15 protein-coding genes are annotated in these 14,749 nt (G+C 48.0%); 6 read left to right on the forward strand and 9 right to left on the reverse strand.

Features of this window, described 5'->3' with window-relative positions; translation table 11 throughout:
- Nucleotides 1-41: 41 nt before the first annotated feature.
- The 3 genes from fmt to HC229_RS09615 all read right to left on the reverse strand — a co-directional run bounded on the left by fmt (nt 42) and on the right by HC229_RS09615 (nt 3,532).
- A complete protein-coding gene (gene fmt / locus HC229_RS09605) occupies nt 42-992 on the reverse strand; it encodes a methionyl-tRNA formyltransferase (RefSeq protein WP_223845575.1) in 951 nt (316 codons plus the stop codon).
- A gap of 42 nt (nt 993-1,034) precedes the next feature.
- A complete protein-coding gene (locus tag HC229_RS09610; RefSeq protein WP_191020271.1) occupies nt 1,035-2,927 on the reverse strand; it encodes a RecQ family ATP-dependent DNA helicase in 1,893 nt (630 codons plus the stop codon).
- 74 nt (nt 2,928-3,001) lie between these two features.
- Nucleotides 3,002-3,532 (reverse strand): AAA family ATPase, encoded by a 531-nt coding sequence (locus tag HC229_RS09615; protein WP_191020272.1) that lies wholly within the window; start codon nt 3,530-3,532, stop codon nt 3,002-3,004.
- A 626-nt stretch (nt 3,533-4,158) separates the two neighbouring features.
- On the opposite strand from HC229_RS09615, the gene HC229_RS09620 reads away from it, so the two are divergent.
- The 3 genes from HC229_RS09620 (at nt 4,159) to murA (ending at nt 6,572) form a co-directional block, all read left to right on the forward strand.
- Nucleotides 4,159-4,446, forward strand: a complete 288-nt coding sequence (locus tag HC229_RS09620; RefSeq protein WP_191020273.1) for a DUF493 family protein — start codon at nt 4,159-4,161, stop codon at nt 4,444-4,446.
- Between the two features lies 1 nt (nt 4,447).
- A complete protein-coding gene (locus tag HC229_RS09625) occupies nt 4,448-5,152 on the forward strand; it encodes a DUF4290 domain-containing protein (protein ID WP_191020274.1) in 705 nt (234 codons plus the stop codon).
- Nucleotides 5,153-5,258: 106 nt separating this feature from the next.
- The gene (murA, locus tag HC229_RS09630; RefSeq protein ID WP_191020275.1) at nt 5,259-6,572 is read left to right on the forward strand and encodes a UDP-N-acetylglucosamine 1-carboxyvinyltransferase; all 1,314 of its coding nucleotides are present in this window, start codon (nt 5,259-5,261) and stop codon (nt 6,570-6,572) included.
- A 265-nt stretch (nt 6,573-6,837) separates the two neighbouring features.
- On the opposite strand, the gene HC229_RS09635 is transcribed toward murA, so the two are convergent.
- The 5 genes from HC229_RS09635 to HC229_RS09655 form a co-directional block, all read right to left on the reverse strand.
- On the reverse strand, nt 6,838-7,389 hold the full coding sequence (locus tag HC229_RS09635) for an antibiotic biosynthesis monooxygenase (protein WP_191020276.1): 552 nt from the start codon (nt 7,387-7,389) through the stop codon (nt 6,838-6,840).
- Between the two features lie 16 nt (nt 7,390-7,405).
- Nucleotides 7,406-7,789 (reverse strand): VOC family protein, encoded by a 384-nt coding sequence (locus HC229_RS09640; RefSeq protein WP_191020277.1) that lies wholly within the window; start codon nt 7,787-7,789, stop codon nt 7,406-7,408.
- Between the two features lie 12 nt (nt 7,790-7,801).
- Nucleotides 7,802-10,276, reverse strand: coding sequence for a DUF5686 and carboxypeptidase regulatory-like domain-containing protein (locus HC229_RS09645; RefSeq protein WP_191020278.1), 2,475 nt, complete (start codon nt 10,274-10,276; stop codon nt 7,802-7,804).
- Nucleotides 10,273-10,692 (reverse strand): type II 3-dehydroquinate dehydratase, encoded by a 420-nt coding sequence (gene aroQ / locus HC229_RS09650; RefSeq protein ID WP_191020279.1) that lies wholly within the window; start codon nt 10,690-10,692, stop codon nt 10,273-10,275. Before aroQ ends, HC229_RS09645 begins: the two co-directional genes overlap by 4 nt.
- A gap of 118 nt (nt 10,693-10,810) precedes the next feature.
- Complete coding sequence (locus HC229_RS09655; protein ID WP_191020280.1) at nt 10,811-11,368, reverse strand: porin family protein; 558 nt, start codon at nt 11,366-11,368, stop codon at nt 10,811-10,813.
- 210 nt (nt 11,369-11,578) lie between these two features.
- On the opposite strand from HC229_RS09655, the gene HC229_RS09660 reads away from it, so the two are divergent.
- Both HC229_RS09660 and HC229_RS09665 read left to right on the forward strand, forming a co-directional pair.
- On the forward strand, nt 11,579-12,175 hold the full coding sequence (locus HC229_RS09660; RefSeq protein WP_191020281.1) for an outer membrane beta-barrel protein: 597 nt from the start codon (nt 11,579-11,581) through the stop codon (nt 12,173-12,175).
- Nucleotides 12,176-12,343: 168 nt separating this feature from the next.
- Nucleotides 12,344-12,886 (forward strand): porin family protein, encoded by a 543-nt coding sequence (locus HC229_RS09665; protein ID WP_191020282.1) that lies wholly within the window; start codon nt 12,344-12,346, stop codon nt 12,884-12,886.
- 76 nt (nt 12,887-12,962) lie between these two features.
- On the opposite strand, the gene HC229_RS09670 is transcribed toward HC229_RS09665, so the two are convergent.
- Nucleotides 12,963-13,586 (reverse strand): porin family protein, encoded by a 624-nt coding sequence (locus tag HC229_RS09670; RefSeq protein ID WP_191020283.1) that lies wholly within the window; start codon nt 13,584-13,586, stop codon nt 12,963-12,965.
- Nucleotides 13,587-13,844: 258 nt separating this feature from the next.
- Between HC229_RS09670 and HC229_RS09675 the strand changes: the two genes are divergently transcribed.
- Nucleotides 13,845-14,747 (forward strand): site-specific tyrosine recombinase, encoded by a 903-nt coding sequence (locus HC229_RS09675; RefSeq protein WP_191020393.1) that lies wholly within the window; start codon nt 13,845-13,847, stop codon nt 14,745-14,747.
- Nucleotides 14,748-14,749: the final 2 nt, after the last annotated feature.

Here is a 14,749-nt window from a genome sequence, read left to right on the forward strand (position 1 = left end):
GCAAAACTTAAAATTTCTGTCATCCCAACAATGACGAGGCTTTAAGAGGCAATGGCGTTTTCTGAAAACGATATCCCATTCAAAAGTTCCGGAGCCGTCATTTTTTTCTTGCCCGGGAATTGAAGCGACAAGATTTTTACGTACCCGTCGCGAACGGCAACCTTGAGCTCTTTTTTTGAACTTACGAGCGATCCTTCGGTCAAATCGTGTTCGCCTTTTTCGATTTCGGACTGGTAAATCTTCACGTTCCACTCTTGCCCGTTGTCTTTAAACCAACACCAGGCCGACGGATAAGGCGAAAGTCCCCTGATCAGGTTGTGGATTTCCAACGATGGTCTCGTCCAGTCGATCTTGCAGTTGTCCCGATCGAGTTTATAGGCGGTCTTCAGGTCAGAACCGTCAGCCTGTATCTCGGTCTCGGCCGAACCCGTCCCAATCTTCTCCAGTGTTTCCACCACGGCGATCTTGCCGATATCCATCAGCCGGTCATGTAATTCTCCAGCTGTTTCATCGGGCCCGATTTCGATTTCCTTACTCAGGATCATCGCTCCGGTATCGATTTTCTCGTCGATAAAAAATGTCGTGACACCCGTTTTGGATTCCCCGTTTATAATCGCCCAATTGATCGGGGCCGCCCCGCGGTATTGCGGCAATAGCGAGGCATGCAGGTTGAACGTTCCCAATTCCGGCATAGCCCAGACGGCTTTTGGCAACATCCGGAAGGCAACCACCACATTCAGGTTCGCCTTCAGGGCTTTCAGTTCAGACAGGAACGCTTCGTCTTTAAGACTCGGCGGCTGCAACAACGTCAGATTTTTCTCCAGCGAATATTCTTTTACTGCCGAATACTTAATCTTTTGTCCGCGGCCCGCCGGTTTGTCCGCCGCGGTTATCACGCCGACGACTTCGTGTCCGGCTTCGAGGATGCTGTCAAGAATGCCAACGGCGAATTCAGGCGTTCCCATAAAAACGATTTTGAGTTTTTTTGTCATCTATTTGCTATTGGATTTGAAACGGGTTTAGGCAACCGTTGTTCATTTTTTCGATAAAGTGTATTTGTTGTTCGGACGAATGCTCACATAGCCCGATTCGAGCAGTTCGCGCAGTACAAAGATAACGTCATTGGGCGTTTCCCGCGTAAGGTTTTCCAATTGGCGCGAATCGAGATCTTCGGAAGCCAACAGCATTTTTATTTTATCCGATAATGGTATGCCGTCCGACGGCGCCTTGTTTTTTGAGATACAAAACGAGCAGTTGCCGCAATGGCCGGCGGTTTCCCCGAAATAAGCCATAAGTTGCCGGCTCCTGCACTCTTGATCGTTGGCAACATAGTCGATGACGGCTTTCAGTTGCTCATGCTTGAGCTTGTTCTGGTTTTCGAGGTATTTGGAAACACGGTTTATCGTGCGCTCGTCCTCTCTTACTTCGTTGAAAGTTAGGGTAGTGTCGTTGTTTCGCGCCTGGTAGTCGATTACGTGAAGTTCTTTTAGTTTCGACAACAATGCGTATACGTCGGCTTCGGTCTTGCCTGATTTTTTCGAGATGACCGAGATGTTGAGCGAAGCCGGAACGTCGTAAATTCCGGGATAACCGCGTAAAATCGCAAGTAAGATGTCCTCGTCCTGGGGATTTAAGCTTGTATATCGGATGACTTCTTTTGATGAAATCGCGAATTGGGCCGTGATTTTTTCCGAAAATTCCTGGGACAACGTCAGCACGCCCTGCCGATCGAGAAATTGCAGCGCATTATAGGCTTTCATCACGGGAAACTGGTATTGGGCGCAAAACTGGTTGAGGTTGAAATTGAACTCTTGCTCAATGCCTTCCCCGTAAGCGATCTGGAAATAATTGCAAAGTTTCACATATACTTTTTTGACGAATTCCTTATCGGGCAAAACCGAAAGGAACTGGTTTTGGGCAACAGAGACATCGCTTGGCGCATGAAGCAATACGGCAAATGCATTTTCTCCGCTTCGCCCGGCCCGACCTGCTTCCTGGTAATAATTTTCGAGATTTTCCGGAAGTTGGATGTGAAGGACCGTTTTGACGTCGGGCTTGTCGATGCCCATTCCGAACGCGTTCGTGGCGACCATGACCTGGACTGAATTCGCCATCCAGGCACTCATGTTTTTCTGCTTGTCCTTCGGATGCAGCCCACCGTGATAAAACGTAGCGGTAAATCCCAACGATTTGAGCTGTTCGGAAATCTCAACGCAGGATTTTCGGTTGCGCACGTAAATGATTGAAGGCTGCGGATATTTTTTGAGGATTTGCGACGCGCGGAACAATTTATCCTCGGCCTTGAAAACCATATAGCCCAAGTTTTCGCGCACGAAAGATTTTTTGTAGACCTTCGGAGCTTCGAGTTGAAGCTGCGTAACGATGTCCGCCTGCACGCGATTTGTGGCCGAAGCCGTAAGGGCAAGGAACGCGACTTTGGGAAAGTGCGGCCTAAGTTCCGAAATCTTCAGGTAAGCCGGCCTGAAATCGTGTCCCCACTGAGAGACGCAGTGCGCTTCATCTATCGCGATGAGGCTTACCGGCAGCGCTTTTATGCGATCGACGATCCAGTCGGCCTGCAAACGTTCAGGGGAAACATACAGGAACTTATAACCGCCGAATCGCGCATTGTCCAGCAGGTCCGAGATCTCGTCCTGGCGCAGGCCGCCTGTCATCGCTATCGCTTTGATATCGCGTTTCTGCAAATTCGCCACCTGGTCTTTCATCAAGGCCACCAACGGGGAAATCACGAGGCAAATCCCGTCTTTCATCATCGCCGGAACCTGGAAACACAACGATTTCCCGCCGCCTGTAGGCAAAAGCGCGACAGTGTCTTTCCCTTCGAGCACCGAGGCGATGATTTCTGCCTGAGGTTCCCGAAAAGTCTCGAATTGCCAATATTTTTTGAGCACGTCAAGAGCAGTCATCGATCGATACGGATTTGTGGATTGAAGTTACGGATTTTGCCGATAGCCCATCTGCAGAAAAACTGTACAAAATGCTAAAGCCGCTCCAAAATATAAGCGACCCGATTTTCCACCGTGTCCTTCGGGACCTCGATGAGGTCGTAACCGTATTTTGAATAGGTTTCCACCAAATGCCCGTGTATGAGTTTGGCCTGTTCCCAGTTTTCGTAACGCTCATTGTCGCTCTGGTATATTTCCTTCCAGGGCGGGAGCAGGAAAATTTTGTGGTATTTGTGGTCGTGGCACGCCTGGTCGAACGCGGCGGGATAACTATCGCCGATGTAGTGCATATATGCCAGGACGTCCGGAATGCCGCGGTCGATGAATACTACCTCGCACGTCTCGTCATGCGCGAGCCGGAATTGTTTTTTGCGCCCTTCCAACAGCAATTCGCTGAACAACAAAGGGTTTTCGAGAAACAGTTGCTCGACTCCGTTTTTCTTGGCCTCAAGCGTCACCTCCCTCGAAATTTCGGGATAGCAACGATGGCCCATCGCCGTGAGATGGTCGATGAGGGTTGTTTTGCCGGAACCTGGCCCGCCTATGATGACGACGATTTGTTTCATAGGGCGCGAAGATAGTAAAAAGGAGAAAGATTAAGTGAAAGGCGAACGAAGGTCAAACGGAAAAAGCGTGAGTGATTTTAACAGAAAGTACGGAAAAGGTGTCGAGGGTGTGTTTTTTTGGTTGGTATATTTGCGATGGGTGGGCGCGTAAGCGCTTCTACCGATTTCTTCTTTTTTTGGGCGGCAATTCCCGCTCTGCGCTGCAAGTCCTCGCCAAACCAACTTTTTTGAACTCGCCCAAGCGCGCTTCCTTCGGTCGCGGCCCGGGCAAGCAAAAAAATGTCGGTTTTGGCTGTGGGCTTTCCGCTTCGATCGGGGCCGCAATGGTCCAAAGACACTACTTCGTCTAGCGGTAAGCCTAAGTCGTATAAATAGCTTTTTCCTAACACAAACATTTCCGGGATTGGTGCGACCTGCACTTCCGCAACATTCTTCAAAGTCACCGTCAAAAAGAGTGAGCAATGCCACGCCTGAACAAGATCAACAATCGACACTCGAGTCGCGGCGAACGTTATGGGCTGCGGACGAATAAAATCAACAAATCATCAACTAAAATATAACTATTAACCCACTGGAAAATTGCCGATTGCAGATTGTCCATTATATTTGCTTTTTATTTACTTCCGATGGATCAAAAAAGCGAAGAATTCTACGACAGGCTGCGCAACGAACTCAACAACACGACCGAGAAATGGCCCGTCGAATACCTTTACAAATTTATCGTCCCGACAAGCCCTGAAAAAATTGACGCCGTCGAGGCTGCGTTCAACGGGATGGGAGCGGTGATCGAGACGACAAAATCGAAGACGGGAAAATATACGAGCCTTTCGGTGAACGTCGTCATGCCAGATGCACAGAGCATCATTAACCAATACCTCAAAGTTTCCACGATAGAAGGAATCGTGTCCCTATAATATGAAATACGAAAGAGAAAAACCCGGAGACGTGGTGTTCAATTTGGAGTACAACGCCGAGCGCACGCCGCTGATCATCCCGGAATACGGACGCCATCTGCAAAAATTGATCGACCAGGCAACCGCCATCGAAGACAGGAACGAGCGGAACAAGGCGGCCAAATACATCATCCAGGTCATGGGTTCGTTGAATCCGCATTTGCGGGACGTGCCCGATTTCCAGCACAAACTTTGGGATCAGTTGTTCATCATGAGCGACTTCAGGATTGAGGTCGACTCGCCTTACCCGATACCGTCTCGCGAGGTGTTGCGTTTGAGGCCCGACCCGCTGGCGTATCCGCAAAATTTCCCGAAATACCGGTTTTACGGCAACAACATCCAATACATGATCAATGTCGCCATCAGTTGGGAAGACAGTGAACTCAAGGATGCGCTTATCAAGGTGATCGCCAACCACATGAAAAAGTCTTACCTAAGCTGGAATAAGGATACTGTGACGGATGCGGTGATTTTCGAGCATTTGTACGAAATGTCAAACGGAACGATCAATCTTATCGAAAGCCGGGAGGAATTGTTGGGCACGACCGAGATCATGCGCACGAACAAGAAAACCTCTAACAAGCTCAATCAGCAGCCGCAACAACAGCCGCAATACCAGAAAAAAAATCAGAACAATAACAAGAAACCGTTTAAGAAAAAAAATTAGTCATTAGAGCCGGGTTTTGCGTCTTAAAGTTTCAATGAATTTGACTTCCTCGACGCGACATAAAACTCAAAACCTATGACTCCGGACTCGAAACAAAAACTAAGAAATGGGCGTTTTTAAAATTGAAGGCGGCGTTCGCCTAAAAGGAGATGTCACTCCACAAGGAGCCAAAAACGAGGCGTTGCAGATATTGTGCGCCGTTTTGCTCACTCCTGAAAAAGTAACGATTACCAATATTCCAGACATCATCGACGTCAACAAGCTCATCACGTTGTTGGGCAATCTTGGCGTGAAGATTACGAGGAACGAAAAAGGATCGGTCACGTTCCAATCTGACGAAGTCAATGTGGGCTATCTCGAAACCGATGCATTTCGCAAAGAAGGCGGGTCGTTGCGCGGCTCAATCATGATCGTAGGGCCGTTATTGGCGCGTTTCGGGAAAGGGTACATCCCAAAACCGGGTGGCGACAAGATCGGACGCCGTCGTCTTGACACTCACTTTGAAGGCTTCATCAATCTCGGCGCGAAATTCCGCTACAACCGCGAGGATCATTTCTATGGCGTTGAAAAAGCCGAGCAAGGCTTGATCGGTGCCGATATGTTGCTCGACGAAGCTTCGGTTACCGGAACTGCGAATATCGTCATGGCCGCCGTGTTGGCGAAGGGCGTAACTACAATTTACAACGCCGCCTGCGAACCGTATCTGCAACAACTTTGCAAAATGCTGAATTCGATGGGCGCGAAAATTACGGGCGTCGGATCGAATTTACTTACGATCGAAGGCGTTGAAAGCCTCGCTGGATGCGAACACAGGATTTTGCCGGACATGATCGAAATCGGATCCTGGATAGGATTGGCCGCCATGACGCGCTCCGAAATCACGATCAAGAATGTTAGCTGGGAAAACTTGGGTGTTATTCCGAGCGTTTTTCGAAAGCTTGGAATCACGCTGGAAAGAAAAGGAGACGATATCTTTATTCCGACACAGGAATCGTACGAAGTCAAGACAGATATTGACGGGTCGATCCTAACTATAGCAGACGCACCCTGGCCGGGATTCACTCCTGATTTGCTGAGCATCATCCTGGTCACGGCGACGCAGGCAAAAGGGGATGTGCTGATTCACCAAAAAATGTTTGAAAGCCGTTTGTTCTTCGTGGACAAATTGATTGACATGGGAGCGAAAATCATTCTTTGCGATCCTCACCGCGCCATCGTCATCGGGCATGATTTCAAATCGGTATTGAAGGCAACCACGATGTCCTCTCCGGATATTCGCGCCGGGATTTCATTGCTGATTGCCGCTTTGTCCGCAAAAGGGACGAGCGTGATCCAGAACATTGAGCAAATTGACCGCGGATACGAGAGCATAGACGAACGGTTGCGAGCGCTCGGGGCCAAAATTGAACGAGTCGACTAATATAAAAACAAGGATAACCGTTTGAAAAAGCATCCGGGAGCGTTGGCTTCCGGATTTTTTTATCGATAATTCCTACATTTTCGACTCGGAAAAAAGCCGCCACCACCCACCCGTAAAAATACACGGATCCCAAATACGCCAAATACAGATTTCCTATACCTTTTGTTAAAATCCCATTAAGTCCGCCGCCCTCCGCCACGCACAAACTCGACCCAATCTGCACTAACCTTACTCATCAAAACCCAAAGCCCAAACCAAATCCCAATCATCGGTACAACCACTTCTTTATGAGTCTGGTGTAGTTTGGCATCAACCAATACACCATGATAAAAACGATCGTCCCGGATAGGAAAAACCCGTCGGAATAGCGGTTGAAGCGAATCCCCAAATAATCCAATACCGGGAATAGCAAGACAGGAACTGCAATAGAAAGCGGGTAAATAGCCGACCAGGTGACCAAATATTGCTTCCAGCGCAGCGGCGGTTTAACTGAAGCACTTTCAGGCCGGAACAGGAAATCCAAACCTGAATTGATGTAATAGTCGTCGTCTTTAGCCAGAATCGGCTTGGCTTTTTCAATAAGTTCCCTGCGCTCGCTTGATGTCATCCACTTTTTAAGATTTTCGATCGTATCGAACCTGATGATTACCGTAAACCGAAAAGTCAGGCCCGGGATCGGACGGATGACCTGCCAGTCGATGTTTCCCTCGGAACGCCTGCAAACCGGGCCGATCTCATCGAGCCACGCCTCATATGACGATTCTTTTCCTTCCACGACATGATGCGTGATGACGACGGTGGCACCTCGATTTTCCATAAAAAGCGAAAGTGGCTTAAACCTGTGTACTCACCGACCAATAATTCCCTGCAAAGTCGAGAAATGCGCCCCTTTTATCAGGATCGCCTTCCTTGTTTTCCGGAGCCTCAAGCGCTTCACAGCCGAAATCGATCGCCTTTTTATAGGTCGCATCGGCATCGGGAACATAGACATGCAGAATGTTCGCGTTGGCCGGATAATCGTCGGTCGCATCCGAAACCATCACAACAGTGTCATCGATCCGGATTTCGAGATGCATGATCGAGCCATCTTCACGCTCGAACTTGCGCAACTCTTCGGCCCCGAAAACGGCTTGCGCAAAATCTGAAAATTTTTGGGCGCCTTCCACCATGATATAAGGCGAAAGCGAATTGTAGTTCCTGGGTTTGAAATCGCTCATAAAGTTGTCGTTTTATTCGAACAAGTTAAGAAATTTGAGGCCGAAAATCACGCCGTCTCCTTTAAATCCGTGTTGGTAGGATCGAAAATAATCGATGCGCATCAACCTGAATTTCCCGATTCCAAGGTTGTCAAGCCCAACCGAAAATTCGTGATACGGATTGCGGTCCGGTACGCAAAGATTGTGGTATCCCAAGACGAGCGTCGTGCGCAATTGGTTCAAAAGCGGAATTTTGTTCATCAGGAAACCCTTATCGTTGTGCTCGGCGTGGATTTCGAGATAACTGTCATTCGTGCTTTGTGAGTAATACGGTAAAAGGTTGAACCCGTAGAGGTAGCGGTCGTTTTTCCCTATATGCGTCTGGTTGCCGTTGAAGTGCTTGTAATCGACGAACGAAATACCTTCGGCATCGAAAAATTTCCCGGCCTTTATAATCGTCTCGAAACTCCCTTTGTTGCCCAGCGTTTTTTCGTAGCGGATGTTTCCGAAAACATGGTCGAACCCATAACGGCTTTCATTTCCGATGCCTTTTTCCCAACCGAGATTTACCGTAGGATATTTATCATTCCCGATTTTGACCTTCCCATCGGGCCGCGTCCAATATTCCTGGGCAAATACGATCCGGGCATACAAGCCCGTCTTGAAAACGTTGTGTTTGACAATGGCCGGAGTCGTAAAATCATCTGGTAGCAACGGATTGTTCGACGTGTAATGATCGCGATTTTCATCCACATAAACATGGTTGGCGTTGTTCCAGAGCGGTTTGCGTTCGGAATAATCGATTGCGGCCGTCATCGTAATTCCGTTGACGATTTCCTGGGAATAGCTCACGTTGACGAAATCCCGTTCGTAGAGCTTCATATAATTGTCCGTGAACAAAAGCGAACTGATCGTATTTACGAGCGGACCGATCGGATTTGACGGATTGAACTGGGCCGCGAGGCTTCCGCCGGAAACCCGGATCGTGGCGTCGGTCATCCGGTTGAAAAGATGGGTAAAGGTGGCTGTCGCCCTGGGTTTGTCTTCGGAAATTCCGTAGGTGACATTGACCGAGGCCGATGTGAACGTGCGCTTCTCTTCGCGATTCCGGAGCCAGTTCAATCCTGTTTTGAGCGTATAACCCTGGACGGTATTGAAACTGAAACCTTTCAGGACGCCTTCGTAACCGAGTTGCCATTCGCGATATGAGTTTTTATAGGTGTAACCCGTCAATGCGTTCCAAGGCTTGAATTTATTCGACTTTGCGTCAATGGAATCGAGATAGGACCGCGATTTTTTTTTCGCCTGGAGCGCGTCTTTTTTGATGTAATCGTTGGTTTCTTCGACCGTCAACGGGATAGGGCGTATGTTTTCCCAAAACGAATCGTCTTTTTTATTGGCGCCTTCCACAACAGTCAATACCTCGCGCGTGAACGTGTTTTTTTCAAACTTTTCCTGGAATTCGAAATTGTTGAACACGTAGGTAAAACGTCCGTCGACGTTGATTCCGAGAAGTCCCGCTTTGAGGTCGATCGTCTGGGCCGTCTTGACCCAAAGATTGTTTTGCGTATTGAACGTAAACGTCTGTTTGAGCGTCAGCAGGTTTACGGCGGGATTCTGCATGCTTTGGCCGGTGATGTTGAGCTCGCAGGCATAGACGGCGTAACTGTCGTCGACGATGTAGATATAACCCTCGGCCACGGGTTCCAACGGACGTCGCGGCGTTACTTTGATTTTGTTGATCAGATGGTTATTCTCGTCCACGAAAGTGGCTTCGAGCTTGAATTTGTAGTATCCGAAAGCGGCGTCAGAAATCGGGGAGACGATGTTGATGTAAAACGGGAGATTGTTGTCGTAAACGTCAAAATTGGCCGAAGCCGCGTTGTTGAAGCTAAACCCATTGTCGTTCCCGCTGACTTTGGATGCGATGATCGTTTCTTTTAGTTTATCCGGTTTTTGGTAGACGACCTTTGAAACGGTTTCCGACAAATACAAAATGCCGCTGCGCGTGGAGTCGAGCACTTCGTCGAACATGTCCAATTTTTGGCCTAACACCGCTTTTGGCGCGTCTTTGATTCGGAAAATACCACGGGAATAAAAATCGGCTTTGTAGCGGGCCGTTTTTGCGGAATTGGCCTTCTTGTTAGCGATAGCGCTGCGGATGATGCGGTCTGCCGGATTGTCCTTGGAATTGATTACGACTTCCTGGAGCGCGAAACTTTCTTCCGGCATCGACACGTTCAATTCATACGGAAATGTGTCGATCGTTATCTCGCGCCTTTGGGTCTTGAATCCCAAAAATTGAAACAAAATACTGTATTTCCCGGGTTTGCGGATGTTGAGCTCGTATTTTCCCTGGTCGTTGGATGTTGTGCTGTTGTAAGTGTTTTCTACATAAATGTTGACAAGAGGTAGTGTTGCGCCTTTGTCGTCTGTGATCGTGCCGCGAATCTGGGCGAACGACATGCATCCGGCGAACGCTAAAAACAGCGTAAAAAACAGTCTCATTCTAAAATAAAAGATTGGATGGCCAAATCGTAGCTTTTGAGACCGAAGCCCAAAACGACGCCTTTTGCGTTCGGCGCTATGAACGAATGGTGGCGGAATGCTTCACGGGCGATAGTGTTCGATATATGCACTTCCACAACGGGTGTCGTGACGGCCTTGACCGCGTCCCCGATCCCTACCGAAGTATGGGTGTAAGCGGCGGCGTTCAACACGATGCCGTCATAGGAAAAGCCAGTTTCCTGGATTTTGCCGATGATTTCGCCTTCAAGGTTGCTTTGGAAATAGGTCAGGTCGACGTCGGTAAACTTGCCTTTGAGCACCTCAAAATAGTCTTCGAAACTGTGGTGGCCGTAAATATCGGTTTCGCGCTTGCCCAACAGATTAAGGTTCGGGCCATTTATTACGATGATTTTCATGCGTGGAATTTGACTTGCGTTCAATTCGCCCTTTGGGCTGTAATCGTAAAATTAGCAATAGTCGGCCAATAAAAAAGCCATCCGCAAAAAGAAGATGGCTGTTGGTTCGTGCGATTTATCAGAAAGTGTAACCTAGCGACAGCTGGAAAACGGCATTCTTGACTTCTGCCTCTTTGGAAGCTTCGGTCAAACCGATCGAGTAGCGGCCGGAAACGAAAAGGCCTTCGTAAATGTTGAGCGTAACGCCACCGGCTGCGGCAAAGTCAAAAGATTCCGAGTCTGCATCGCCGGAAACCTCGTCAAACACCAACTCGGCATCGTCGACAAGAAACGAGAATTGCGGGCCTACGTCGATGCTCAACCGGTCTGAAACAACAAAAAAGCGCGCCATGATCGGCACAGATATGTAGTCGAGATTGAAATCACCCACGCCTTCAACATCCGCCCCCTGGGACGAATAAAGTACCTCAGGCTGGATGGCAAGGTTTTCAAAAGGTTTGATCTGTAGCAGGACACCTGCGTGAAAACTTGTACGCGAAGTGTAGTCGATGCCGCTCACGCCTCCGCTGAAATTAGCGAAGTTGGGCCCGGCCTTGATACCGAATTTCAGGAACTGCGCCTGACCACTGAACATGCCGGCGAAAAAGACCAGCGCGAATACGATTTTGCTTTTCATGATAAGGTTGTTTAGGTTGGTAAATGTAACGCTCAGTCGGTCAGGCTATTTTATACAGCTTTTCTCAAATGTTGCATTTTACTTCGGTGACTCGATAAACAATTCTTAACGAAAATGTTGATAAAGTTGTTTATAAGTGCGATTTATGGCAAAAAAGCCTACAAAAATGACTGTTTAACTTTGCGGTCATAACTTAAAACAAACAAGAAGATGAAAAAAGTATTGTTCTCAGTTGCGGCTCTAATGGCTTTCGGAATCGCATCTGCCCAAGACGCTACGACTACCGATGGAAAAGGTTTTTCCAAAGGAGATGTCTTTATGACGGGAACTGTTGGTTTCTCAAGCGAGAAAACTGGCGACTTCAAGACAAATGAGTTTACGATCGCTCCGTCGGCGGGTTATTTCGTGTCCAACAACATCGCAGTTGGGCTTAACGTCGGTTATATGACGACCAAGGAAGAAAATCCTGTAGATGGCGATGTCGACACAAACCTATTCACTATTGGCGCGTTCGCCCGTTACTATGCTACTCCGGCTAACGATTTCTCGTTCTTCGGTCAGTTGGGCTTCGATTATGCGACGGGAAAACAGGAGCCGGAAGGTGCGCCTGAGAACAAAGTGGACGGTTTCAACGTGGCATTGCGTCCGGGTGTGAGCTACTTTATCTCGAAAAACTTTGCTTTGGAAGCTTCAATCGGAGCTTTGGGCTTTACGACGGTTGAACCTGACGGAGGCGAATCTACCGATACGTTTGAAATCGGTGTTAACCTTAGAGAAATCAACCTCGGATTGGTTTACAAATTCTAAGCGTTCCCCAACGATCAACAAAGGCCTTCCACACGGGAGGCTTTTTTTTTTGCTTATTAACAATTGTTGCATTCTAAGTTCATAAAATTGTTGATAAGTGAAAAAAGCGCCGGACAATCGCAACAGCCTGCGTTCTAACTTTACTGTACTAACTTAAAACAGAACGAAATGAAAAAAATTCTTCTTGGCGCCGCGATGCTCACATTTGGTTTCGCAAGCGCACAATCGGACCAGATTAAGTTTGGCGTGAAAGCCGGATTGCTGCACAGTACGATTTCCGGAGATGATTATGGAGACGGCGTAGACGAATACGGCTTTGATTCCAAAATTGGCGGATATATAGGCGGAGCCGTAGATTTGCCGATCGCCGGAAACTTCCACCTGCAACCGGAATTGTTGTTTACCAGCGAAGGTGCCGATGAGGTTAACCTCGTATATGCGAGAATTCCTGTGCTGGCGAAATATTACATCATACAGAATCTTGCGTTGGAGGCAGGTCCTACGTTCGGGGCGATGCTTGCCGCAGAAGACGATGCAGAAGATGCTTTCAAGAAAATTGACGTTGCGCTTACCGGAGGTGCGGCCTACGAGTTTCCGTTCGGACTTTTCGTAGATGCCCGCTTCAATGCTGGTTTGGTCAACATAAGCGACATCAACGGTATTGACTGGCATACGGCTAGCTTTATGGTCGGGGCGGGTTACCGCTTTTAAAGTTAAGAGTTGAGTAGAATGCGAAAAGCCCCCCATGTTGGGAGGCTTTTTGTTGTTTTGGTGTTTCGTTATCTGGTTAGAACTTATAACCGATACTGATCTGGAACACGGAGTTGTGGATATCGGCATCTTCGATTACATCAGTAAATCCGTAAGTGTAACGACCTGAGGCGAACAATCCCATTTCAGTTTGGAAGGTAAGACCACCTGCTACGCCAAATCCGAATTTTTCGGCATTGTCAGTTTCGACGTCTCCTGGATCTGAATCCGGGTTGAAGTCATACTCTTCGTTGACAAGGAAGTCAAACTGAGGACCAGCTTCAACACTTAGCCCTTTCGTGATGTAGAATTTCGCAAGTACCGGTACGTTGATGTAGTCCAATTGGTATTCCACATCGTCAGATCCTCCAAGGATTCCACCCGCCGGGATTTTGGCTTTAACACCTTGTCCTGAATAAAGGACCTCGGCTTGTAGCGAGAAGATGTCGGCTACCGGAAGTTCTCCGACGATACCAGCGTGGAAGTTCGTTCTTGAACGTTGGTCGTCAAGGTCGTTTCCGATAAGGTTGGCAAAATTCACACCACCTTTGATACCGATGCTCGGCGTTCTGTCGGTTGAGTTGTCAGCTTCGTTTTGCGCATGCACGGCAGACGCTCCAAAGAATAGTAGGCCAGTTACTAAGATTTTCAATGATTTCATGACTGTTGAGTTTAATGGGTTATTTGATGCCAAAATTAGACGGCTTGTCTTTCTGTGATACCTAACAAACTCTTAATTCACATTTTTTTAACGGTGCGATTTTGTCGAAAACGTGACAATTTTGCAACAAATAAAGTTATTGTGTAACAATTATTTATCGATGTGGGAATTCTGTAAGTAAATATTGAATAAATGATAATTGGCGGATTATGCTTACATCCGTTTCTTCACATTGCATTTGTTTTTGTTTATTTGATGATGCAGAACTGGGCGCCCTATATCAAAAACTTTCGATCTTATCTTAAGATCGAGCGCGGCTTGTCAGACAATACCATCGCCAATTACGTTTTCGACATTAACCGCCTTTCCGCGTTTCTCGAAAGCAGCAAAATCGACGTGAGTCCCGTCAAGATAGGCGAGGAGGTCGTCCAGCAATTTATTTACGACATTTCAAAACAAGTCAACGCAAGGTCGCAGGCACGCATCATATCGGGTCTTAAAAGCTTTTTCGGCTACCTTATCTTCGAGGATTTCCGGGATACGAGTCCGATGGAATTGCTCGAAACGCCCAAAATCGGACGTAAATTGCCCGATACGTTGTCGCTCTCCGACATTGACCGACTCATCGGGGCGATCGATCTCTCGTCAAATGAAGGCGAACGCAACCGCACCATGCTTGAAACCCTTTACGGATGTGGTCTTCGCGTATCGGAACTCATTGCGTTGAAATTGTCCGACCTCTTTTTCGACGAAGGTTTCATTCGCGTGACGGGAAAAGGAAGCAAGCAGCGGTTCGTCCCGATTGGTGATGTGACGCGCCGATACATCGAGATCTACACGGGTTCCGTGCGCAACCGCCTGGCGATACAAAAAGGTCACGAGGATACGCTTTTCCTCAACCGTCGCGGCAAAGGTCTGACACGCGCTATGGTGTTTACGATTATCAGGGATTTGGCCGACAAGATCGATCTTGGCAAAAAAATCAGCCCACACACGTTCCGGCACTCGTTTGCCACGCATTTGCTCGAAAACGGTGCCGATTTGCGGTCCATTCAATTGATGTTGGGCCATGAGTCGATCACGACTACGGAAATTTACGTCCATTTGGACCGCAAGCATCTTACTCAAGTAATGAACGCGTTCCATCCGCGCAAACAATAAGC

The sequence above is a fragment of the Flavobacterium selenitireducens genome, assembly GCF_014748335.1.
Classification (GTDB): Bacteria; Bacteroidota; Bacteroidia; order Flavobacteriales; family Flavobacteriaceae; genus Flavobacterium; species Flavobacterium selenitireducens.

Excerpts from the sequence above, each read along its gene's own strand:
- fmt (WP_223845575.1), bottom strand. The coding sequence starts at position 992 with ATGACAAAAAAACTCAAAATCGTTTTTATGGGAACGCCTGAATTCGCC.
- HC229_RS09610 (WP_191020271.1), bottom strand. The coding sequence starts at position 2,927 with ATGACTGCTCTTGACGTGCTCAAAAAATATTGGCAATTCGAGACTTTT.
- HC229_RS09615 (WP_191020272.1), bottom strand. The coding sequence starts at position 3,532 with ATGAAACAAATCGTCGTCATCATAGGCGGGCCAGGTTCCGGCAAAACA.
- HC229_RS09620 (WP_191020273.1), top strand. The coding sequence starts at position 4,159 with ATGGATCAAAAAAGCGAAGAATTCTACGACAGGCTGCGCAACGAACTC.
- HC229_RS09625 (WP_191020274.1), top strand. The coding sequence starts at position 4,448 with ATGAAATACGAAAGAGAAAAACCCGGAGACGTGGTGTTCAATTTGGAG.
- murA (WP_191020275.1), top strand. The coding sequence starts at position 5,259 with ATGGGCGTTTTTAAAATTGAAGGCGGCGTTCGCCTAAAAGGAGATGTC.
- HC229_RS09635 (WP_191020276.1), bottom strand. The coding sequence starts at position 7,389 with ATGGAAAATCGAGGTGCCACCGTCGTCATCACGCATCATGTCGTGGAA.
- HC229_RS09640 (WP_191020277.1), bottom strand. The coding sequence starts at position 7,789 with ATGAGCGATTTCAAACCCAGGAACTACAATTCGCTTTCGCCTTATATC.
- HC229_RS09645 (WP_191020278.1), bottom strand. The coding sequence starts at position 10,276 with ATGAGACTGTTTTTTACGCTGTTTTTAGCGTTCGCCGGATGCATGTCG.
- aroQ (WP_191020279.1), bottom strand. The coding sequence starts at position 10,692 with ATGAAAATCATCGTAATAAATGGCCCGAACCTTAATCTGTTGGGCAAG.
- HC229_RS09655 (WP_191020280.1), bottom strand. The coding sequence starts at position 11,368 with ATGAAAAGCAAAATCGTATTCGCGCTGGTCTTTTTCGCCGGCATGTTC.
- HC229_RS09660 (WP_191020281.1), top strand. The coding sequence starts at position 11,579 with ATGAAAAAAGTATTGTTCTCAGTTGCGGCTCTAATGGCTTTCGGAATC.
- HC229_RS09665 (WP_191020282.1), top strand. The coding sequence starts at position 12,344 with ATGAAAAAAATTCTTCTTGGCGCCGCGATGCTCACATTTGGTTTCGCA.
- HC229_RS09670 (WP_191020283.1), bottom strand. The coding sequence starts at position 13,586 with ATGAAATCATTGAAAATCTTAGTAACTGGCCTACTATTCTTTGGAGCG.
- HC229_RS09675 (WP_191020393.1), top strand. The coding sequence starts at position 13,845 with ATGCAGAACTGGGCGCCCTATATCAAAAACTTTCGATCTTATCTTAAG.